Origin of the sequence: Staphylococcus simulans (assembly GCF_002994445.1) — a bacterium.
Lineage (GTDB): Bacteria > Bacillota > Bacilli > Staphylococcales > Staphylococcaceae > Staphylococcus > Staphylococcus simulans_B.
The window spans coordinates 567,708-591,738 of record NZ_MRZJ01000001.1 but is presented as its reverse complement, the minus strand read 5'-3'; the positions used below and the strand labels follow the sequence as shown (position 1 = coordinate 591,738).

General features: G+C 37.7%; 18 protein-coding genes. All 18 read left to right on the top strand.

Going from position 1 to position 24,031, the window contains the following annotated elements; genetic code table 11:
• The first annotated feature begins 195 nt into the window (after positions 1-195).
• The 18 genes from sucC (at position 196) to C7N65_RS02880 (ending at position 23,909) form a co-directional block, all read left to right on the top strand.
• Complete coding sequence (gene sucC, locus C7N65_RS02965; protein WP_105992976.1) at positions 196-1,362, top strand: ADP-forming succinate--CoA ligase subunit beta; 1,167 nt, start codon at positions 196-198, stop codon at positions 1,360-1,362.
• A 20-nt stretch (positions 1,363-1,382) separates the two neighbouring features.
• Positions 1,383-2,297 carry a succinate--CoA ligase subunit alpha gene (gene sucD / locus C7N65_RS02960; RefSeq protein WP_105992975.1) on the top strand — a complete coding sequence of 305 codons (915 nt, stop codon included), beginning with the start codon at positions 1,383-1,385 and terminating at the stop codon, positions 2,295-2,297.
• Positions 2,298-2,522: 225 nt separating this feature from the next.
• On the top strand, positions 2,523-3,413 hold the full coding sequence (gene dprA, locus C7N65_RS02955; protein WP_105992974.1) for a DNA-processing protein DprA: 891 nt from the start codon (positions 2,523-2,525) through the stop codon (positions 3,411-3,413).
• Between the two features lie 142 nt (positions 3,414-3,555).
• Positions 3,556-5,622: a type I DNA topoisomerase gene (gene topA / locus C7N65_RS02950; protein WP_105992973.1), complete on the top strand. Its 2,067-nt coding sequence runs from the start codon at positions 3,556-3,558 to the stop codon at positions 5,620-5,622.
• An 83-nt stretch (positions 5,623-5,705) separates the two neighbouring features.
• Positions 5,706-7,013, top strand: a complete 1,308-nt coding sequence (trmFO, locus tag C7N65_RS02945) for an FADH(2)-oxidizing methylenetetrahydrofolate--tRNA-(uracil(54)-C(5))-methyltransferase TrmFO (RefSeq protein WP_105992972.1) — start codon at positions 5,706-5,708, stop codon at positions 7,011-7,013.
• Positions 7,014-7,134: 121 nt separating this feature from the next.
• Positions 7,135-8,025 (top strand): tyrosine recombinase XerC, encoded by an 891-nt coding sequence (gene xerC / locus C7N65_RS02940; RefSeq protein WP_105992971.1) that lies wholly within the window; start codon positions 7,135-7,137, stop codon positions 8,023-8,025.
• A gap of 2 nt (positions 8,026-8,027) precedes the next feature.
• Positions 8,028-8,567 (top strand): ATP-dependent protease subunit HslV, encoded by a 540-nt coding sequence (hslV, locus tag C7N65_RS02935; RefSeq protein WP_105992970.1) that lies wholly within the window; start codon positions 8,028-8,030, stop codon positions 8,565-8,567.
• An 80-nt stretch (positions 8,568-8,647) separates the two neighbouring features.
• Entirely contained in the window at positions 8,648-10,054 is a 1,407-nt protein-coding gene (hslU, locus tag C7N65_RS02930) for an ATP-dependent protease ATPase subunit HslU (protein WP_105992969.1), read from the top strand.
• Between the two features lie 33 nt (positions 10,055-10,087).
• Positions 10,088-10,861, top strand: a complete 774-nt coding sequence (codY, locus tag C7N65_RS02925; RefSeq protein ID WP_105992968.1) for a GTP-sensing pleiotropic transcriptional regulator CodY — start codon at positions 10,088-10,090, stop codon at positions 10,859-10,861.
• A gap of 186 nt (positions 10,862-11,047) precedes the next feature.
• Complete coding sequence (gene rpsB / locus C7N65_RS02920; protein ID WP_105992967.1) at positions 11,048-11,830, top strand: 30S ribosomal protein S2; 783 nt, start codon at positions 11,048-11,050, stop codon at positions 11,828-11,830.
• A 237-nt stretch (positions 11,831-12,067) separates the two neighbouring features.
• Positions 12,068-12,949, top strand: coding sequence for a translation elongation factor Ts (gene tsf / locus C7N65_RS02915; protein WP_105992966.1), 882 nt, complete (start codon positions 12,068-12,070; stop codon positions 12,947-12,949).
• Between the two features lie 138 nt (positions 12,950-13,087).
• Positions 13,088-13,810: a UMP kinase gene (gene pyrH / locus C7N65_RS02910; protein WP_105992965.1), complete on the top strand. Its 723-nt coding sequence runs from the start codon at positions 13,088-13,090 to the stop codon at positions 13,808-13,810.
• An 18-nt stretch (positions 13,811-13,828) separates the two neighbouring features.
• Positions 13,829-14,383 (top strand): ribosome recycling factor, encoded by a 555-nt coding sequence (gene frr / locus C7N65_RS02905; RefSeq protein ID WP_105992964.1) that lies wholly within the window; start codon positions 13,829-13,831, stop codon positions 14,381-14,383.
• A gap of 186 nt (positions 14,384-14,569) precedes the next feature.
• A complete protein-coding gene (locus C7N65_RS02900; RefSeq protein WP_105992963.1) occupies positions 14,570-15,337 on the top strand; it encodes an isoprenyl transferase in 768 nt (255 codons plus the stop codon).
• A gap of 20 nt (positions 15,338-15,357) precedes the next feature.
• A complete protein-coding gene (locus C7N65_RS02895; RefSeq protein ID WP_105992962.1) occupies positions 15,358-16,140 on the top strand; it encodes a phosphatidate cytidylyltransferase in 783 nt (260 codons plus the stop codon).
• Between the two features lie 190 nt (positions 16,141-16,330).
• Entirely contained in the window at positions 16,331-17,614 is a 1,284-nt protein-coding gene (gene rseP, locus C7N65_RS02890) for an RIP metalloprotease RseP (RefSeq protein WP_105992961.1), read from the top strand.
• Between the two features lie 21 nt (positions 17,615-17,635).
• Entirely contained in the window at positions 17,636-19,336 is a 1,701-nt protein-coding gene (locus C7N65_RS02885) for a proline--tRNA ligase (RefSeq protein ID WP_105992960.1), read from the top strand.
• A 265-nt stretch (positions 19,337-19,601) separates the two neighbouring features.
• Positions 19,602-23,909 (top strand): PolC-type DNA polymerase III, encoded by a 4,308-nt coding sequence (locus tag C7N65_RS02880; RefSeq protein WP_105993058.1) that lies wholly within the window; start codon positions 19,602-19,604, stop codon positions 23,907-23,909.
• The last annotated feature ends 122 nt before the right edge of the window (positions 23,910-24,031 follow it).

The following is a 24,031-nucleotide window of genomic DNA, read 5'->3' as shown; positions in this document are numbered from 1 at the left end:
TGGTGCCAACCTTGTGTAATATTCGGAGTAATTTGAAAAACTACTATAATAGTTACAATCTCATATCTACCAAGGTTTCAAGGGGTAATTAAAAAATTAACAAAATTGACAAAATAAGCCTCTTTCAGTTTACAATAGCGCTTTCATTTTCTATAATTAACAGTGTACTTAACCTAAGAAACAGGAGGATGGAGAATGAATATCCACGAGTATCAAGGAAAACAAATCTTTCGTTCAATGGGCGTTCCAGTTCCAGAAGGACGTGTAGCATTCACTGTTGATGAAGCAGTAGAAAAAGCTAAAGAATTAGACACTGATGTTTATGTTGTAAAAGCACAAATCCACGCTGGGGGTAGAGGTAAAGCTGGCGGTGTTAAAATCGCTAAGTCATTATCAGAAGTGGAAGCTTACGCTAAAGAATTATTAGGTAAAACTCTTGTAACTCACCAAACTGGACCACAAGGTAAAGAAGTTAAACGTTTATATATTGAAGAAGGCTGCGATATTCAAAAAGAATATTACGTAGGTTTCGTTATTGACCGTGCAACAGATCGCGTTACTTTAATGGCATCTGAAGAAGGCGGTACTGAAATTGAAGAAGTAGCGGCTTCAACACCAGAAAAAATCTTCAAAGAAACTATCGATCCTGTTGTTGGTTTAGCACCATACCAAGCACGTCGTATTGCTTTCAATATCAATATTCCAAAAGAATCAATCAACAAAGCGGCTAAATTCTTAATCGCTTTATACAATGTATTTATCGAAAAAGATGCTTCTATCGTTGAAATCAACCCGCTTGTAACTACAGGCGACGGAGATGTTTTAGCATTAGATGCTAAAATCAACTTTGACGATAACGCATTATTCAGACACAAAGACATTTTAGAATTCCGTGATTTAGAAGAAGAAGATCCAAAAGAAATCGAAGCTTCTAAATACGATTTATCTTACATTGCTTTAGATGGCGACATCGGTTGTATGGTTAACGGTGCCGGCTTAGCTATGGCAACAATGGATACAATCAATCACTTCGGAGGCCATCCTGCAAACTTCTTAGACGTAGGCGGCGGCGCTACAAAAGAAAAAGTTACTGAAGCATTCAAAATCATCTTAGGCGATGATCATGTTAAAGGTATCTTTGTAAATATCTTCGGTGGTATCATGCGTTGCGACATTATCGCAGAAGGTATCGTAGCAGCAGTTAAAGAAGTAGACTTAACATTGCCTTTAGTAGTACGTCTTGAAGGTACAAACGTTGAGTTAGGTAAACAAATCTTAAAAGATTCAGGTTTAGCAATTGAGCCGGCAGCAACAATGGCTGAAGGCGCTCAAAAAATTGTCAAACTTGTCAAAGAAGTCTAAGGAAAGGATGAGACACTAAGATGAGCGTATATGTTGATAAGAACACAAAAGTAATTGTACAAGGTATCACTGGGTCTACAGCCCTTTTCCATACGAAACAAATGCTTGAATACGGTACTCAAATCGTTGCAGGTGTTACACCTGGTAAAGGCGGTCAAGTAGTTGAAGGAGTACCAGTATTCAACACTGTAGAAGAAGCGAAAAAAGAAACAGGAGCAAACGTTTCAGTTATCTACGTTCCAGCTCCATTTGCGGCTGACGCAATTTTAGAATGTGCGGATGCTGAATTAGATTTAGCAATTTGTATCACAGAACACATTCCTGTTCTTGATATGGTTAAAGTTAAACGTTATTTAGAAGATAAACATACACGTTTAATCGGACCAAACTGCCCAGGTGTTATTTCTCCAGATGATTGCAAAATCGGAATTATGCCTGGCTATATCCACAAAAAAGGCCATGTAGGTGTTGTATCACGTTCTGGTACATTAACTTACGAAGCAGTGCATCAATTAACTGAAGAAGGAATCGGACAAACTTCAGCTGTTGGTATCGGTGGCGACCCAGTCAACGGTACAAACTTCATCGATGTGTTAGATGCATTCAATAAAGATGAAGATACAAAAGCTGTTGTAATGATCGGTGAAATCGGCGGTACTGCTGAGGAAGAAGCGGCTGAATGGATTAAAGCTAACATGACTAAACCAGTTGTAGGCTTCATCGGAGGTCAAACAGCTCCTCCAGGAAAACGTATGGGCCATGCTGGTGCGATTATTTCTGGCGGTAAAGGTACTGCTAAAGAAAAAATCAAAATACTAAATGAAAATGGTGTTAAAACAGCAGATACACCTTCTGAAATCGGTTCAACATTAATTGAAGCGGCAAAAGAAGCAGGTATCTACGAACAATTATTAACAGTTAAAAAAGACGCATAAGCTGCGTTGAAATGAATAGATAGTCAGACACAGGTTTGCTTTTTTCGCAAATCTGTGTCTTTTCATTTTCATACTTGAGTATTCCTATAGCTATAGATTAATTTATCGTTTTACCTACATATAATAGTAGAAACTCCTAACATTAGGTTCTGATTAGAAAAGTGTTGTCTGAAATATTGATTTCTATGTATAATGACATCAAACAACATAGAAAGCAGGAAAGATATGCCTCATAAAACAATCGATTCAGAACTCCTCAAATTACGCTTTGCCGGCTATTCCACTAGGCAGATATATGCATTATTAAGCAGTACCCCTGATTATTTGGATTTGCCGCCTAAAGAAAAAATGACAAATCTTCGACATTTTTCAAATCATACTACTTCACGTTATGCCGCAACTTATTATCACAACTATTGTACGCTCAATGTTGAACAAATCCGACGCAAATTAGCTGACTTAAACATTGAGACCATATCAATTTTTAATCCCCTTTATCCGAAACTGCTCAAAAATATTTATGATCCTCCATTGATTTTGTTTTGCAAAGGCAACTTAGATTTATTGCGCGGACAGAATTATTTAAGTATTGTAGGTTCCAGAGAAGCGACCGCATATACTGAGAAAGCCTTGAAAGTATTAATGGCTGATTTATCTTTGTATCCTTTTGTGATAGTCTCCGGCTTAGCAAAAGGCGGAGATTGCTTTGCACATCAAGCAGCATTGCATCATCATATGCCGACGATAGGTGTCTTAGCGTTTGGACATTATCATCATTATCCGAAAGAAACAAAAGCAATGCGTTCTTTAATAGAAAGAAAAGGATTAACTATCAGTGAATATATTCCAAATGACCCGCCGAAAAAATATAAGTTTCCTGAACGCAATCGTATTATCAGCGGATTAGCACAAGGTGTGATGATTACAGAGTCGAGAGAAAGAAGCGGAGCACAAATTACAGTGGACTTAGCATTGGAACAAAACCGCAATGTTTATGTACTTCCTGGTAGTATCTTTCAATCATTGACACGCGGTAATTTAAAGCGTGCACAAGAAGGTGCAAAGATTGTACTTTGTGCACAAGATATTATTGAAGATTATCAACAGATTGAGTGATGTAATAGATGGAATTATGACTAATATTGATGTCAATCGTTGATATTCATGTAAATTAAAATATTGACAAATGTAAAATAAACCGTTTATCATTTATCTTTGTAACAAGGAACATTTAATTGGAGCAAAGGGGGATCCTACTTTGGCAGATAATTTAGTCATAGTTGAGTCGCCTGCAAAAGCAAAAACAATTGAAAAATATTTAGGGAAACGTTATAAAGTTATCGCTTCAATGGGGCATGTCAGAGATTTGCCGAGAAGCCAAATGGGCGTAGATGTTGAAGATGATTTTGAACCCAAATATATTACGATTCGTGGTAAAGGACCGGTCGTTGCTGAATTAAAGAGACATGCTAAAAAAGCAAAGAAAATCTTCCTAGCAAGTGACCCCGACCGTGAAGGTGAAGCAATTGCATGGCACTTAGCAAACATTTTAAAATTAGATGAAAATGCTAAAAACCGAGTTGTATTTAACGAAATTACTAAGGATGCAGTAAAAGAAAGTTTTAAAACGCCAAGAAGTTTAGAGCGTAATCTAGTCGATGCACAGCAAGCACGCCGTATTGTAGACAGATTAGTAGGTTACAATATTTCGCCGGTATTATGGAAAAAAGTTAAAAAAGGACTTTCAGCTGGACGTGTACAATCTGTCGCATTGCGTCTAGTGATTGATCGTGAAAATGAAATCCGTAATTTCAAACCAGAAGAATATTGGAAAATCGAAGGAAAATTCCGCTATAAAAAATCGATTTTCACAGCAAAATTCCTTCATTATAAGCACAAGCCTTATAAATTGAAAAATAAAGATGATGTAAAATTTGTGACGGACCAACTTGATGGTGAGAACTTTGAAGTGACAAAAGTGACACGCAAAGAGAAAAAACGTAATCCAGCAAATCCATTCACAACTTCTACATTGCAACAAGAAGCTTCTAGAAAACTAGGCTTCAAAACGAGAAAAACAATGATGGTTGCACAGCAGCTGTATGAAGGTATCGATTTAAAACGCCAAGGTACAGTCGGTTTGATTACTTATATGCGTACTGACTCTACACGTATCTCTGCAGATGCAAAAGCAGAAACGAAAGATTACATTACTGAAAAATACGGTAAAGAGTATATTTCTCATCGCAAGGCATCAGGTAAACAAGGGGATCAAGATGCCCACGAAGCGATTCGTCCTACGAAAACTTTGCGTACACCTGATGAGATGAAAGCGTATTTGACGAAAGATCAATACCGTTTGTATAAATTGATTTGGGAACGTTTTGTCGCAAGTCAAATGGCACCTGCTGTAATTGATACAGTAGCGATGGACATTGAACAAAACGATATTAAATTCCGTGCGAATGGCCAATCTATCAAATTCAAAGGTTTCATGACTTTATATGTGGAATCAAAAGATGAAGAAGAAGAGCAAAATAAACGCTTGCCGATTATCGAAGAAGGCGAAACAGTTATAGCGACAAACATCGAACCTTCTCAACACTTTACACAACCGCCGCCAAGATATACTGAAGCGCGCTTGGTTAAAACGTTGGAAGAACTTAAAATCGGAAGACCATCTACTTATGCACCGACGATTGACACCATTCAAAAGCGAAACTATGTTAAATTGGAAAGTAAGCGGTTTGTGCCGACAGAGTTAGGTGAAATCGTGCATGAACAAGTAAAAGAATACTTCCCTGAAATCATTGATGTCGAATTTACAGTCAACATGGAAACATTACTTGATAAAATCGCAGACGGCGATGAAAAATGGAGAAATGTTGTAGCGAATTTCTATGGCGGGTTCAAAGATGATGTAGAACGTGCTGAAAAAGAAATGGAAAAAATCGAAATCAAAGATGAACCGGCTGGAGAAGATTGCGAAAAATGCGGTGCTCCGATGGTCATTAAAATGGGACGTTACGGCAAGTTCATGGCTTGTTCCAACTTCCCTGATTGCAGAAACACGAAAGCTATCGTTAAAGAAATCGGCGTAAAATGTCCGAAATGTAAAGATGGCGAAGTTGTTGAACGCAAATCTAAAAAAGGAAGAATCTTTTACGGTTGTTCGAACTATCCAGAATGCGACTATATTTCATGGGATAAACCAGTAGGCAGAGATTGCCCTAAATGCGACCACCACTTAGTGGTACGTAAAAAAGGACGTTCAAGCCAAGTGGTTTGCTCAAATTGCGATTATAAAGAAGAAGTTCAAAAATAAAGCCAGAGTTGAGAGGTTGGACACAAAACGGCACTACGCTAATTGCGTCTTGCCTCTTTTCATCTGATTGAGGAGGATTATTAATGACAGACACAGTTAATGTAGTTGGTGCTGGTCTAGCAGGATCAGAAGCAGCGTATCAGCTGGCACAAAGAGGAATTAAAGTGAATTTAATCGAAATGCGTCCAGTAAAACAAACACCTGCGCATCATACGGATAAATTTGCGGAATTGGTTTGTTCAAACTCTTTACGCGGTAATTCACTGACAAACGCGGTAGGTGTGTTGAAAGAAGAAATGCGCCGTTTAGATTCATTGATTATCAGAGCGGCAGATAATGCACGTGTGCCTGCTGGCGGCGCGTTAGCTGTAGACAGACATGATTTCGCAGGATATATTACGGATACGTTGAAATCACATCCGAATATTACGGTTATCAATGAAGAAATCGAACAAATCCCTGAAGGCTATACAATTATTGCGACAGGACCTTTAACAACAGAAGGACTTGCTAAAGAAATTGTAGATATTACAGGCGAAGATCAGCTTTACTTCTATGATGCAGCAGCGCCTATCATTGAAAAAGATACAATCGATATGGATAAAGTGTATTTGAAATCAAGATATGATAAAGGCGAAGCAGCTTACTTAAACTGCCCGATGACAGAAGAAGAATTCGATAGATTCTACGATGCAGTATTAAAAGCTGAAACTGCACCAGTGAATGAATTTGAGAAAGAAAAATATTTCGAAGGCTGTATGCCGTTTGAAGTTATGGCAGAACGCGGACGCAAAACACTATTGTTCGGTCCAATGAAACCAGTCGGCTTAGAAGATCCTAAGACAGGCAAACGTCCATTTGCGGTCGTTCAATTACGTCAAGACGACGCAGCAGGTACGTTGTATAATATTGTCGGATTCCAGACACATTTAAAATGGGGTGCACAAAAAGATGTCATCCGTCTGATTCCTGGTTTAGAAAATGTAGATATTGTACGTTATGGTGTTATGCACAGAAATACCTTTATCAACTCACCGGATGTATTAAGCGAAACGTATCAATTGAAAGGCCACGACAAAGTATACTTTGCAGGTCAAATGACTGGTGTTGAAGGTTATGTAGAAAGTGCCGCAAGCGGTTTAGTTGCGGGCATCAACGTTGCACATAAACTTCAAAACAAAGCAGAAGTCATCTTCCCGCGCGAAACAATGATCGGCAGCGTGGCATATTACATTTCTCATGCTAAAAACAATAAGAACTTCCAACCTATGAATGCAAACTTCGGTTTAGTGCCTTCATTAGAGAAACGCATTAAAGACAAAAAAGAGAGATATGAACAACAAGCAAATCGTGCGTTAACGTATTTAGAGAATTTTAAGCAAACATTGTGATAAATTATGAATATTTTGATAAAATGGATTTGTGTTTAGAAAACGTTTGCGGTTTCGAGACTTAAATCACTGCAGCTCCCTCTGTCGATATGCTACAATGCAAATGATGGAGGGGTTTTTATTGAATAAAATCCAAGACAATTTTTTATATATGCTGAAAGTTGAACGCTTTTTTTCTAAACATACTTTGAAATCATATCATGATGATTTAATTCAATTTAACAGCTTTTTAGAACAAGAGCATTTACAATTAAAATCTTTCGAATATAAAGATGCGAGAAATTATTTATCATATTTATATTCAAAAGGCTTGAAAAGAACAACAGTTTCTCGTAAAATTTCAACGTTACGGTCTTTCTATGAATATTGGATGACACAAGATGACACAATTATTAACCCATTTGTTCAACTCGTGCATCCGAAAAAAGAACAATACTTACCACATTTCTTTTATGAAGAAGAAATGAGTGCACTCTTTGAAACCGTAGAAGAAGATGGAACAAAAGGTATGCGAGATCGTGTCATTTTAGAATTATTATATGGTACTGGTATTCGAGTTTCAGAATTAGTGAACATCAAGTTAGAGGATTTAGATTTAAATTCGCCGGGCGTCAAAGTATTAGGTAAAGGGAATAAAGAGCGCTTTATTCCTTTTGGAAATATGTGCAGAGAAAGTATTGAACGTTATCTTTCTGAGTTTGCGCCGATTAAGAAAGCAGCGCATGATTATCTGTTGGTTAATATGAATGGACGTCCGATTACAGAACGCGGCGTACGCTATGTGTTGAATGATATAGTGAAGCGGACTGCCGGCGTGACAGATATTCATCCGCATAAGCTGCGCCATACTTTTGCGACACATATGCTGAATGAAGGTGCAGATTTAAGAACGGTGCAATCATTGCTCGGCCATGTTAACTTATCGACGACTGGCCGCTATACACATGTTTCTAATCAACAATTGCGCAAAGTGTATTTAAATGCACATCCTCGAGCTAAAAAGGAGAAATAGGAATGAATAATTCAATTCATGCGACTACAATATTTGCGGTACGGCAAAACGGCCATGCGGCAATGGCTGGCGATGGTCAAGTGACACTTGGACAACAAGTCATTATGAAACAAACTGCACGCAAAGTCCGCAGACTTTATAACGGCAAAGTCTTAGCAGGGTTTGCAGGCAGTGTAGCAGATGCATTTACATTGTTTGAAAAATTCGAAACGAAGTTGCAAGAATTCAGCGGCAATTTAGAACGTGCAGCGGTTGAACTTGCACAAGAGTGGAGAGGCGATAAACAACTCAGACAATTAGAAGCAATGCTGATTGTAATGAATAAAGATGCCATTTTAGTTGTCAGCGGTACAGGCGAAGTGATTGCTCCGGATGACGATTTAATTGCAATCGGTTCTGGCGGCAACTATGCTTTAAGTGCTGGACGTGCTTTGAAACGCCATACGGAAATGGAAGCAAAAGACATTGCTTATTCAAGTTTGAAAGTCGCTTCAGAGATTTGTGTCTTCACAAATGACAACATTATTGTCGAAGAATTATAAATACATTAAACATTAAGACAACGCTATTTTTTCCAGTTCATGGGAAGAAGGTAAAATATATATTGGAGGTTGATCAACGAATGGATGCTAGCGCTATTAAACTTACCCCTAAAGATATTGTATCTCAACTCAATGAGTACATTGTCGGACAAGATGACGCTAAGAAAAAAGTAGCCATTGCTTTGAGAAACAGATATCGCCGAAGTCAGTTGGACGAAGAATTAAAACAAGAAATTGTTCCTAAGAACATTTTGATGATTGGTCCAACTGGTGTGGGTAAAACTGAAATCGCAAGAAGAATGGCTAAAATCGTTGGTGCACCGTTTATCAAAGTCGAAGCAACGAAGTTCACGGAGGTAGGCTATGTAGGACGCGACGTCGAAAGCATGGTGCGTGACTTGGTTGATGTAGCTGTAAGACTTGTTAAAGACGGCAGGAAAGAACAAGTTAAAGATGAAGCGGTCAAAAAAGCAAATGATAAATTAGTGAAATTACTTGTACCAAGTATGAAGAAAAAAGCGAATCAAAATGCAGGAAATCCTTTCGAATCATTATTCGGAGGCATGATGCCGAACTTTGGCAATAATGATGAAGAAGAGGAAGAACCGCCGACAGAAGATATTAAAACAAAACGTTCTGAAATTCGCAGACAATTATTAAACGGCGAATTAGAAGAAGAAAAAGTACGCATTAAAGTGGACCAAGACCCTGGCGCAATGGGTATGCTTGGTACCAACCAAAATCAACAAGTTCAAGATATGATGAATCAATTAATGCCTAAGAAGAAAGTGGAACGTGAAGTTCCGGTTAAAACTGCACGCAAGATTTTAGCAGATAACTATGCAGATGAACTTATCGATCACGAGACAGCAAACCAAGAAGCGTTGGAATTAGCTGAGCAAATGGGTATTATCTTTATTGATGAAATAGACAAAGTAGCAAGCAATAATCAAGCTGGTGGACAAGATGTTTCAAGACAAGGTGTACAAAGAGATATCTTGCCGATTGTCGAAGGAAGCGTTGTACAAACGAAATACGGCAGTGTGAACACTGAACACATGCTCTTTATCGGAGCAGGTGCGTTCCACGTATCAAAACCAAGTGATTTGATTCCTGAATTGCAAGGACGTTTCCCGATTCGTGTTGAACTTGAAAGTTTATCAGTTGAAGACTTTGTGAATATTCTTAAAGAACCTAAACTTTCTTTAATCAAGCAATATGAAGCATTATTGCAAACTGAAGAAGTAACGGTCAACTTTACAGATGAAGCTATTACACGTCTCGCTGAAACTGCTTTCCAAGTCAACCAAGATACTGACAACATCGGAGCAAGACGTTTACACACGATTTTAGAAAAAATGTTAGAAGATCTTTCATACGAAGCACCTGGAATGCCTAATGCGGTAGTAGAGATAACAGCACAATATGTTGATGACAAGTTGAAATCTATTTCTACGAATAAAGATTTAAGTGCATTTATCTTATAAACTTATAATTATAAATACAAAAGGAGAAGAAAAATGAGTTTACTTTCAAAAACAAGAGAATTGAATACACTGTTGCAAAAACATAAGGGAATTGCTGTTGACTTTAAAGACGTTGCGCGAAAAATCAGCGAGGTTACTGTAACAAACGTATTTATTGTTTCACGCAGAGGTAAAATTCTTGGCGCAAGCTTAAATGAATTGCTTAAAAACAGTCGAATCAATCAAATGTTAGAAGACCGCCATATCCCAGCTGAATATACTGACAAATTAATGGATGTTAAACAAACTGAATCAAATATCGGAATCGATGATGAGTTATCTGTATTCCCTCCGGAAAACAGAGATGCATTTATCGACAGCAAAACAACAATCTTCCCAGTACTTGGCGGAGGTGAGCGTTTAGGTACGTTAGTACTTGGACGTGTAACAGACGGCTTTGACGATAATGATTTAGTCTTAGGCGAATATGCGGCTACTGTATTAGGTATGGAAATCTTACGTGAAAAACACAGCGAAGTTGAGCAAGAAGCACGCGATAAAGCTGCAATCAACATGGCGATTAATTCATTGTCTTATTCAGAAAGAGAAGCTATCGAGCATATCTTTGAAGAACTTGGCGGCAAAGAAGGTTTATTAATCGCATCTAAAGTTGCAGACCGTGTCGGCATTACAAGATCAGTAATCGTTAATGCCTTGCGTAAATTAGAAAGTGCTGGTGTGATCGAGTCTCGTTCACTTGGTATGAAAGGTACTTTCATCAAAGTTAAGAAAGAACAATTCTTAGATGAATTGGAAAAAACGAAATAATCGTTGATTAACAGACAACTTAACTTTTAAATATTGCTTTATGCAGAGCAATATGTTATATTTAATGACGGCTATAGAGCCGATAACGCACATAAACTGCTGAAATGCAAAGGGTGCGATGTGATTTTCGTCGTTTTTGTATGAGCGGTTTATGGAGGAAAATAACCAAATTGGAGGATTTTAATCATGGCAGTAATTTCAATGAAACAATTGCTAGAAGCAGGTGTTCACTTCGGTCACCAAACACGCCGTTGGAACCCAAAAATGAAAAAATATATTTTCACTGAAAGAAATGGTATTTATATCATCGACTTACAAAAAACAGTGAAAAAAGTTGACGAAGCTTACAACTTCTTAAAACAAGTATCTGAAGACGGCGGTAAAGTCTTATTCGTAGGTACTAAAAAACAAGCGCAAGAATCTATCAAAAATGAAGCTGAGCGCGCTGGTCAATTCTACGTTAACCAAAGATGGTTAGGCGGAATCTTGACTAACTACAAAACAATCTCTAAACGAGTTAAACGTATTTCTGAAATTGAAAAAATGGAAGAAGACGGCTTATTCGAAGTATTACCTAAAAAAGAAGTAGTTGAAATCAAAAAAGAATACGACCGCTTAATCAAATTCTTAGGTGGTATTCGTGATATGAAATCAATGCCTCAAGCATTATTCGTAGTTGACCCTCGTAAAGAGCGCAACGCAATTGCTGAAGCACGTAAATTACACATCCCAATCGTAGGTATCGTTGATACTAACTGCGACCCAGATGAAATTGATTACGTAATTCCAGCAAACGACGATGCTATCCGTGCCGTTAAATTATTAACAGGCAAAATGGCTGACGCAGTCTTAGAAGGTCAACAAGGTGTTTCTAACGAAGAAGTAGCTGCTGAACAAAACATCGACTTAAACGAAGATGACAAAGGTGAAGCAAAAGAAACTGAAGAAACTTCTGTTGAATCAAACTAAGAATAATTCAAAATGGGTGATAAGATCTAGAGGCTTATCACCTTTTTTTAAAAATAATATTAATAAAATTTGAAGATTATGTTGATGCACTTGACGTGTACAGCATGAATTTTGAAAATAAAAGAATAATCAGATATTGCAAGTTTAAAGCAAGGCAAATAGAGTTATATTTATACAGAGAACTGATATACTATATTTGACTGATTATATTATGTTATATAAATGGAGGAAAATTGAATGGCACAAATTACAGCTAAATTAGTTAAAGAATTGCGCGAAAGAACTGGCGCAGGTATGATGGATTGTAAAAAAGCATTAGTAGAAACTGATGGCGACATTGAAAAAGCAATCGACTACCTACGTGAAAAAGGTATTGCTAAAGCTGCTAAAAAAGCAGACCGTATCGCTGCTGAAGGTATCACTTATGTTGGAGTTGAAGGCAACGATGCTGTAATCGTAGAAATCAACTCAGAAACTGACTTCGTAGCACGTAACGAAGGATTCCAAGAGCTAGTTAAAGAAATCGCACAACACATTCTTGAAACTAAACCAGAATCAGTTGAAGCATTGTTAGAAACAAAATTAGCTACAGGCGACACTGTTTCTGAACGTATCAACAAAGCAATCTCAACTATCGGTGAAAAATTAAGCTTACGTCGTTTCGCTATCAGAACTAAAGGCGACAACGATGCATTCGGTGCATACGAACACATGGGTGGCCGTATCAGCGTATTAACTGTAGTAGAAGGTACTACTGATGCTGAAGCTGCTAAAGACGTTGCAATGCACATCGCTGCTATCAATCCTAAATATGTTTCTTCTGACCAAGTAAACGAAGAAGAACTTGCTCACGAAAAAGAAGTATTAAAACAACAAGCATTAAACGAAGGCAAACCAGAAAAAATCGTTGAAAAAATGGTTGAAGGCCGTTTACGCAAATATTTACAAGAAATTTGTGCAGTTGACCAAGACTTCGTTAAAGATCCAGACGTTACAGTTGAACAATTCCTTAAATCAAAAGGCGGTAAATTAACTGACTTTGTACGCTATGAAGTTGGCGAAGGTATGGAAAAACGTAGCGAAGACTTTGCTGATGAAGTTAAAGGACAAATGAAATAATAATCTATTAAAATGTTGAACAAGAAAGAAGACACCCTTGTATATCTATATAAATGCACACATTTGTATTGGACGTACCGCTATGTGTCTTCTTTACTTGTATCACATACATATTTTTACTATAGAGAGGATAAGAAAATGGCTGAAACTTCTAAATACAATCGCGTTGTCTTGAAATTAAGCGGAGAAGCACTAGCAGGAGATAAAGGATTCGGTATTAATCCGATTATTATTAAAAGTGTTGCAAAACAAATTGCAGAAGTCGTAGAATTAGACTGTGAAATCGCAGTCATTGTCGGCGGCGGCAATATTTGGAGAGGTAAAACTGGCAGCGATTTAGGTATGGATCGCGGAACTGCTGACTACATGGGTATGTTAGCAACAGTAATGAATGCATTAGCACTTCAAGATAGTTTAGAACAACTTGACTGTGATACACGTGTATTAACATCAATCGAAATGAAACAAGTTGCAGAACCTTATATTCGACGTCGTGCAATCAGACACCTAGAGAAAAAACGTGTTGTAATTTTTGCTGCAGGTATTGGCAACCCTTACTTCTCAACAGATACAACAGCTGCATTGCGTGCAGCTGAAGTAGAAGCTGATGTAATTTTAATGGGTAAAAATAATGTTGACGGTGTTTATTCAGCTGACCCTAAAGTTGATGAAAATGCTGTAAAATATGAGCATTTGACATATATTCAAATGCTGCAAGAAGGTCTTCAAATCATGGACTCTACAGCTGCATCATTCTGTATGGATAACAATATTCCGTTGAATGTGTTCTCAATTACTGAAGAGGGTAATATTAAACGTGCAGTAATGGGAGAAGAAATCGGAACAACAATAACTAAATAAATTTGAGGTGTAAGAAAGATGAGTGACATTTTAAGCGAAACGAAATCAAGAATGAAGAAATCAGTTGAAAGTTTATCACGTGAATTAGCTACAATTAACGCAGGTCGTGCTAACTCTAACTTATTAGCAGGCGTTAATGTTGATTACTACGGTGCACCAACACCAGTACAACAATTAGCGAGCATCAACGTACCTGAACCGCGTTTATTAGTAGTTTCACCATATGATAAAACTTCATTATCTGATATTGAACGTGCGATCAACGCAGCTAACTTAGGTGTAAACCCTACAAGCGACGGAGAAGTAATCCGCATTACTGTTCCAGCTTTAACAGAAGAACGTCGTAAAGAATTAGTTAAAGACGTTAAAAAAATGGGTGAAAACGCTAAAGTTTCTATCCGCAACATTCGCCGCGACAGCAACGACGAATTGAAAAAAGATGAAAAGAACGGCGACATTTCTGAAGATGAATTACGTACATTAACAGATAAAGTTCAAAAAATTACTGACGATTCTATCAAAGAAATCGAACAAGTATTAGAAGATAAAGAAAAAGACATTATGTCTGTTTAATTCATTGAAATTATCTTAACTGGAAAAGTTAAAAATAATGTGACAAAAACTGTACCAACTCAGACTTTGGTACAGTTTTTTAATTGTTCTATTCATTGCGTTTAACGAGTGTGATAAAATGATAGATAATTGCATGAATAATCTATTATAATGTAACAGAGATAGATTGAGCTCGGAGGATAGACCATGTTTAAAAAGCTAAGAAATAAAAATCAATCTGAAAGCGAGAATTATCATTCAGAATTAGATTTACATAATATACCCGAACATATAGCGATTATCATGGATGGTAATGGCCGTTGGGCAAAAAAACGTAAGATGCCAAGAATTAAAGGGCATTATGAGGGAATGCAAACCATCAAGAAAATTACAAGAGCAGCAAGTGATATAGGCGTAAAGTATTTAACTTTATATGCCTTTTCTACAGAAAATTGGTCCCGTCCTGAACAAGAAGTAAACTATATCATGAATCTGCCTGTCAATTTCTTAAAAACCTTTTTACCTGAGTTGATAGAGAAAGATGTGAAAGTGGAAACAATCGGTTTTACGGATGATTTACCAGAATCAACGTTGAAAGCAATCAACCACGCTAAAGAAAAGACAGCTGATAATAAAGGTTTGAAATTGATTTTCGCGATCAACTACGGCGGCAGAGCAGAAATTGTCGATAGTGTGCGTCGAATGTTTGATGATATGGTCAAACAAGGATATAATAGCGAGGATATCACTGAAGCAACAATTCACGATTATCTGATGACAAGCAACTATCCTGATCCTGAATTATTAATTCGTACATCAGGCGAACAACGTATCAGCAACTTCTTAATCTGGCAGATTTCGTACAGTGAATTTATTTTCAATCAGAAACTATGGCCTGATTTTGATGAAAATGAATTGTATGATTGTATTAAGATTTATCAAAAGAGACAACGTCGTTTCGGCGGGCTATTATAATTTTAAGGTAGGAGTAAAATATGAGAGTTAGAACGGTCACGGCAATTATTGCCCTAATCATCTTTTTACCGATTTTAATCATCGGCGGACAAGTACTCATGTACTTTTCATTTTTACTAGCATTTATCGCATTAAAAGAATTACTAAATATGAATAAAATCCGTTTTATTTCTATACCCGGGATTATCAGTGCATTGGCTCTGGTCATTATTATGCTGCCGCAAGGATTAGGTTCATGGGTATTAGCTGTTCAGTTAAAAGGGCTCATTATTATGAGTTTTGTCATTTTAAGTTATACTGTGACATCAAAGAACCGTTTCAGCTTTATAGATGCTGCCTTTTGTTTAATGGCTGTCGCATACGTAGGAATAGGGTTTATGTACCTTTACGAAACACGTGAAGAAGGTTTAGCTTATATCTTGTTTGCGTTCTTAGTAGTATGGACAACAGACACTGGCGCATACATTTTCGGCCGTACATTAGGAAAGCATAAACTTTGGCCTGTCATCAGTCCGAATAAAACGATTGAAGGCTTTATCGGCGGTGTGCTTTGCAGCTTATTAGTCCCTGTTATCATGCAGATGTTTATCGATTTCCCGGTTAATATTGTGCTGATGCTGGCAATCACAATCGTATTAAGTATGTTCGGACAACTGGGCGACCTTGTAGAATCTGGTTTCAAACGCCACTTCGGTGTGAAGGACTCAGGAAGAATTTTACCGGGTCACGGCGGTATTCTTGATCGCTTCGACAGTTTTATGTTCGTCTTACCATTATTAAATATTCTATTATTGCAAAATTAAAAAGTGAGGCATGCGACAGTGCAAACAATCTTACATCGTTTGCTTGAGGCATGCCTCTTTTCTGTTTCATGCCGTTTATTCATTGTATGTTCGGATGAATTTGATTAAAATGATTTTATGAAACTATAGAAACAAGACCAAAAAGGTTACATAGAAAATGTACCAATTTATTAAGTAGGAGTGGCCAACTTTGCTAATAACATTATTATCTTTTATTATCGTATTCGGTGTTATTGTCTCAGTCCATGAGTATGGTCACATGTTCTTTGCGAAACGTGCAGGAATTATGTGTCCCGAATTTGCGATTGGCATGGGACCTAAAATATTCAGTTTTAGAAAAAATGAAACGTTATATACTATTCGACTATTGCCGGTCGGCGGTTATGTCCGCATGGCAGGAGACGGACTGGAAGAAGCGCCTGTTGAACCAGGCATGTCTGTCAAAATCAAATTAAACGACAAAGATGAAATTACACATATTCTGTTAGATGATCAGCATAAATTCCAACAAGCAGAAGTTATTGAAGTGAAGAAAATTGATTTCAAAGATGAAATGTATGTTGAAGGTATTACATCTTATGACGATGAACGTCATCGCTTCCATATAGCGAAAGAAGCTTATTTTGTGGAACACGGCAGTTTGATTCAAATTGCGCCGAGAAACCGTCAATTTATGCATAAGAATCCATTACAGAAGTTTTTAACACTTTTTGCTGGACCATTATTCAACTTCTTATTAGCAATCGTGATTTTTATCGGTTTAGCTTATTATCAAGGTACACCGAATAATGTGATTAAAACTGTTGGAGATCATACGCCTGCACAAGAAATAGGATTAAAACCCGGGGATAAAATCAAGCAGCTCGGTGATCATAAAATCGAGAAGTTCAAAGACATTAAAAATGCTTTAGATGAAAATAAAGGCAAAAAAATAACAATTGCTTATGAACGTGATGGTAAGCAGCATAAGGCTGAATTCAAACCGAAAAAAGTCACACAAAAAACTTCTAAAACGACATCTGAAACCTTTTATATTTTAGGTTTCCAACCTGATAAAGAACATTCTTCGCTAACAGCACCGCTTGTATCTGGAGTTGAACAATTCTTTAAAGCAGGAACATTAATCTTTACAGCAATCGTCGGTATGATAGCAAGTATCTTTACAGGCGGCTTCTCCTTTGACATGTTAAATGGACCAGTAGGTATCTATCATAATGTTGATACTGTCGTAAAAACTGGTATCATTAACTTGATAGGATGGACAGCCTTATTAAGTGTCAACTTAGGATTAATGAACTTATTGCCGATACCTGCGTTAGATGGCGGAAGAATACTCTTTGTATTATATGAAGCAATCTTCAGAAGACCTGTAAACAAAAAGGCCGAAACTTATATTATCGGTGCAGGGGCAATTTTTGTGATTATTATTATGATATTAGTAACATGGAATGACATACAACGTTATTTCTTATAAGAAACGGAGGACCTTAGTTTTATGAGACAGTCAAAAGTATTTATACCAACGATGAGAGAAGTGCCGGCAGAAGCTGAAGCTTTAAGTCATCAATTATTGCTGAAAGCAGGATTAATCAAACAAAGTACAAGCGGGATTTACAGTTACTTGCTGCTGGCAACACGTGTACTGAACAATATTACATCAATTATCAGAGAAGAAATGGAAAAGATTGATGCGGTAGAAATTTTAATGCCCGCATTACAGCCTTCAGAATTATGGGAAGAATCAGGTCGTTGGGATGCTTATGGCAGTGAATTAATGCGTTTGACAGACCGTAACGGCCGCCAATTCGCATTAGGACCAACACACGAAGAAGTTGTCACTTCTATCGTACGTGATGAATTAAAATCTTATAAGCAGTTGCCATTAACATTGTTCCAAATTCAATCTAAATTCAGAGATGAAAAACGTCCGAGATTCGGTTTATTGCGCGGCCGCGAATTCATCATGAAAGATGCGTACTCATTCCATGCTGATGAAGCATCATTAGATGAAACATACCACAAAATGTATGATGCATACGGCAGAATCTTCAAACGTGTAGGTATCAATGCACGTCCGGTAGTCGCAGATTCAGGCGCAATCGGAGGCAGCCATACACATGAATTTATGGCACTGAGTGAAATCGGTGAAGATACGATTGTCTACAGTGAAAACAGCGACTATGCCGCAAACATTGAAAAAGCAGAAGTGGTTTACGAGCCGAACAATGATCAAGAAGCATTGCTTGAGTTGGAAAAAGTGGAAACGCCTAATGCGCATACTGCACAAGAAGTAGCGGATCTGCTTAATCGTCCGCTTGATCAAATTGCGAAATCTATGGTCTTCAAAGTAGATGGAGAATTTATTATTGTTTTAGTACGCGGCCATCATGAAATCAACGATGTGAAATTAAAAGCATACTTCGGTACAGACAACATTGAACTTGCTAGCCAAGATGAGATTGTTAATCTTGTTGGTGCTAACCCGGGTTCAATCGGACCGATCCAAGAAAAAGGCATTAAAATTTATGCGGATAATTTCATCCAAGAAATTTCTAACTTAGTTGTCGGTGCGAATGAAGATGGTTACCACTTCATTAATGCAAATCCTGAACGCGACTTTAACGTAGAAGCATTCGGAGATTTCCGCTTCATCTTAGAAGGCGAAGCATTAAGCGACGGCTCAGGCGCTGCGAAATTCGCAGAAGGTATCGAAGTCGGCCAAGTGTTCAAACTAGGCACGAAATACTCAGAAGCAATGAATGCGACATTCTTAGACAACCAAGGTAAAGCACAACCATTAATCATGGGCTGCTACGGCATTGGTGTTTCAAGAACATTAAGTGCAGTCGTTGAACAAAACAATGATGACAATGGTATTATCTGGCCTAAATCAGTAACACCATTTGATGTCCACTTAATCACTATCAATCCTAAAAAAGAGGACCAACGTGAATTAGGCGATCAGCTTTACAGCGAATTGCAATCTTCTTTTGATGTGTTATATGACGATCGTAAAGAACGTGCAGGCGTTAAATTCAACGATGCAGACCTTATCGGTATTCCAGTTCGTGTTGTTGTAGGTAAACGTGCTGCTGAAGGTATTGTAGAAGTGAAGCGCCGCGATACAGGCGACAGCGACGAAGTTGCTGCATCAGAATTGCTTGATTATGTTAAAGATTTATATACACAAATCTAATTGCATTGATAAAAGGGTCGAGGTACATAAGTACTTCGGCTTTTTTGTTATATACTTAGCAAAACAGTTCATAGATTTTAAGAATGGATGAAAATTTGGTATAATATTTTAGAACTTCAGAACGTAAGAAAATTCAACCGCGTTTTTAGAACGTGGTTCAAATTTTTCGTTTAACATGGGTGTCATGCGTACACACCCTGACAAAGCTGCAGCCCTGAATCCTATGAAAGATGTAATAATAACTAAGGTGGTAATTGTCTTGGCAATGACGAATCAAGAAAAATTTAAAGTGCTGGCTGATCAGATTAAAATAGCAAATCAGCTGGAGACAGATATATTAGAAAAAAGTGAATTGAACCGCATTGATGTGTCGCAAAAAGAACGCACATGGCTCTTTCAAATTACACTGCCTCGTTTCCTCTCTTATGAAGACTACATGTTATTTACACACGCATTGATTGAAGAATTTAAAGAAATCGCAACGATTGATTGGCAATTTGTGGTTGAAGATACACAAAACCAAGATGAATTTGCGATGAAATATTTCAATCATTGTATTGATCAAACACGCTTGTCTCCAAAAGTAAAAGGACAATTAAAACAAAAACGTTTAATTATGTCAGGCAATGTATTAAAAGTTATGGTTTCAAATGATATTGAACGTGATTATTTCCATAAAGCTTGCAACGGCAGCTTAGTCAAAGCATACAGACAATGCGGCTTTGACGTTAATAAAATTGTCTTTGAAACAGATATCGCTGATCATGATAATGAATTGGCATCGCTTGAAGCTTATATTCAAGAAGAAGATCAGCAAAGTGCCAAAGAAGCGACAGAAAAACTAGAGAAAATGAAAGCTGAAAAAGCTAAACAACAAGATAATAACGAAAGCTCAGTGGACAAATGTCAAATCGGAAAACCAATCCAAGTGGACAATGTCCGTTCGATTGATTCGATTATTGAAGAAGAATTCAAAGTCGCAATCGAAGGTGTTATCTTTGATATGAATATCAAAGAATTAAAAAGCGGACGCCATATTGTGGAATTGAAAGTAACTGACTATACCGACTCGCTTGTGTTGAAGATGTTTACGCGTAAAAACAAAGACGATTTAGATCATTTCAAAGCGTTGAGTGTCGGCAAATGGGTACGTGCACAAGGCCGTATTGAAGAGGATACATTCGTTCGCGACTTAGTAATGATGATGTCTGATATTGAAGAAATCAAAAAGACACCTAAACAAGATAAAGCAGATGAAAAACGTGTAGAGCTGCATCTGCATTCTGCGATGAGTCAAATGGATGGAATTAACCAAATCGGTGATTATGTAACACAAGCTGCAAAATGGGGTCATCCAGCAATTGCGGTAACTGACCATAACGTAGTACAAGCTTATCCGGATGCATTCAGTGCCGCAGAAAAGAACGGCATTAAAATGATTTACGGTATGGAAGGTATGCTTGTCGATGACGGAGTACCGATTGCTTATAATCCGACAGACCGCAATTTAAAAGAAGCAACGTATGTTGTATTCGACGTCGAAACAACTGGACTTTCTAACCAATACGATAAAATCATCGAGTTAGCTGCGGTCAAAGTACATGACGGAGAAATCATTGATAAGTTTGAACGTTTCAGTAATCCGCATGAACGTTTATCTGAAACGATTAAGAATTTAACGCATATCTCTGATGAAATGCTTGTCGATGCGCCTGAAATAGATGATGTACTGACAGAATTTAAAGAATGGGTCGGAGATGCAATCTTTGTTGCGCATAATGCTTCGTTCGATATGGGCTTTATTGATACAGGTTATGAACGTGCAGGACTTGGTAATTATACGAACGGTGTTATTGATACTTTAGAATTGTCTCGTACGATTAATACAGAATTCGGTAAACACGGCTTGAATTTCTTAGCTAAGAAATACGGGGTAGAACTGACACAACATCACCGTGCCATTTATGATACTGAAGCAACTGCTTATATCTTTATGAAGATGTTGAAACAAGTAGATGAATTAGGCGTTAAGAATCATCAAGATATCAACCAATCACTCTCTAATGAAGATGCTTATAAACGTGCACGACCAAGCCACGTGACGATTTTAGTTCAAAACCAGCAAGGACTTAAGAACTTATTCAAAATTGTCAGCGAGTCTTTAGTCACTTATTACTATCGTACACCGAGAATTCCGCGTTCGTTATTAGACGAATACCGCGAAGGTTTATTAATCGGATCTGCGTGCGATGAAGGTGAAGTCTTTACTGCAGTAATGCAGAAAGACCAATCTCAAGTGGAACGTATTGCGAAATACTATGATTATATTGAAGTGCAGCCGCCTGCGTTGTATCAAGATTTAATTGATAGAGAATTAATCCGCGATAATGAAACAATGGAAGAGATATACCAACGTTTGTTAAAGGCAGGAGAAGCGGTTAATATTCCAGTCGTTGCGACAGGGAATGTGCACTACTTAAATGAACATGACGGTATTGCACGTAAAATTTTGATTGCCTCTCAACCAGGTAACCCGTTGAATCGTTCTACGTTACCAGAAGCGCATTTCAGAACAACAGATGAAATGTTAGATGCGTTTCATTTCTTAGGAGAAGAAAAAGCAAAAGAAATCGTAGTCGATAATACTCATAAAATTGCGGATATGATTGAGCGTGTTGTACCGATTAAAGATAAATTGTATACACCGCGTATGGAAGGTGCGAATGAAGAGATTCGTGAAATGAGTTATAACAATGCCCGTAAATTATACGGTGACGATTTACCGCAAATTGTAATTGACCGACTTGAAAAAGAATTGGAAAGTATCATCGGTAACGGATTCTCTGTTATCTATTTGATTTCGCAGCGTTTAGTTAAAAAATCACTAAATGACGGCTACTTAGTAGGTTCTCGTGGGTCTGTAGGATCTAGTTTCGTTGCGACGATGACTGAGATTACAGAAGTAAATCCATTACCGCCGCATTATATTTGTCCTAAGTGTAAAAAAAGCGAATTCTTTAATGACGGGTCTGTCGGTTCCGGATTCGACTTACCAGATAAAAAATGCGAATGCGGCGCTGAAATGATTAAGGAAGGCCAAGATATTCCGTTCGAAACGTTCTTAGGATTTAAAGGGGATAAAGTACCTGATATCGACTTGAACTTCAGCGGGGAATATCAGCCAGAGGCACATAACTATACGAAAGTACTGTTTGGTGAGGATAAAGTATTCCGTGCAGGTACAATCGGTACGGTTGCTGAAAAAACAGCTTTCGGTTATGTTAAAGGATATTTAAATGACCAAGGTATTCATAAACGCGGTGCTGAAGTAGACCGCTTAGTTAAAGGCTGTACAGGTGTTAAACGTACAACCGGACAGCACCCAGGCGGTATCATTGTAGTTCCTGACTATATGGATATTTACGATTTCACACCGATTCAATATCCGGCTGATGATCAATCTTCAGCATGGATGACAACACACTTCGACTTCCACTCGATTCACGATAACGTACTTAAACTCGATATACTAGGACACGATGATCCGACAATGATCAGAATGCTTCAAGACTTATCCGGTATCGATCCTAAAACAGTACCAGTTGATGATAAAGAAACGATGCGTATTTTCAGTACGCCAGAATCGTTAGGTGTCAGCGAAGAGGATATTATGTGTAAAACAGGTACGTTCGGTGTACCTGAGTTCGGTACAGCTTTCGTACGTCAAATGTTGGAAGATACAAAACCGACAACGTTCTCAGAGTTGGTTCAAATCTCTGGATTATCACATGGTACTGACGTATGGTTAGGCAATGCGCAAGAATTAGTTCGTTCAGGTACATGCGACTTGTCAGGTGTTATCGGTTGTCGTGACGATATTATGGTGTACTTGATGTATGCAGGATTAGAACCATCGCTTGCCTTCAAGATTATGGAGGCAGTTCGTAAAGGTAAAGGCTTGCAAGAAGAATGGGAAGAAATTATGAAAGCCAATGATGTACCGGATTGGTATTTGGATTCATGTAAGAAAATCAAATACATGTTCCCTAAAGCCCATGCGGCAGCCTATGTATTAATGGCAGTACGTATCGCTTATTTCAAAGTGCACTATCCATTGTATTATTATGCGTCATACTTTACAGTCCGTGCTTCTGACTTTGATTTATTAACGATGATTAAAGATAAAGAAGGTATTAAAGCGACTGTTAAAGATATGTATTCTAAATATATGGAACTGGGCAAGAAAGAAAAAGACGTCTTGACTGTGCTTGAAATCATGAATGAAATGGCGCATCGCGGTTTCCGCATGCAGCCGATCAGTTTAGAAAAAAGCCAAGCTTTTGAATTTATTATTGAAGGGGATACATTAATCCCGCCGTTCATCTCAGTACCAGGATTAGGTGAGAACGTAGCAAAACGTATTGTTGAAGCGCGTAATGAAGGGCCGTTCCTTTCAAAAGAGGACTTGAATAAAAAAGCAGGCTTATCTCAAAAAGTCATTGATTATTTAGATGAACTTGGTTCATTGCCAGGTTTACCTGATAAAGCACAATTGTCTATTTTTGATATGTAATGACCAAGAAAGTGTTAATTGGGCTTCAATTGGCATTTCAATACGCTCTGTGTTATAATCATAGTGCGTAAAAAATGAACTTTAGTCACAAAGAGTGGGGTTTACCCGCTCTTTTCTATTTG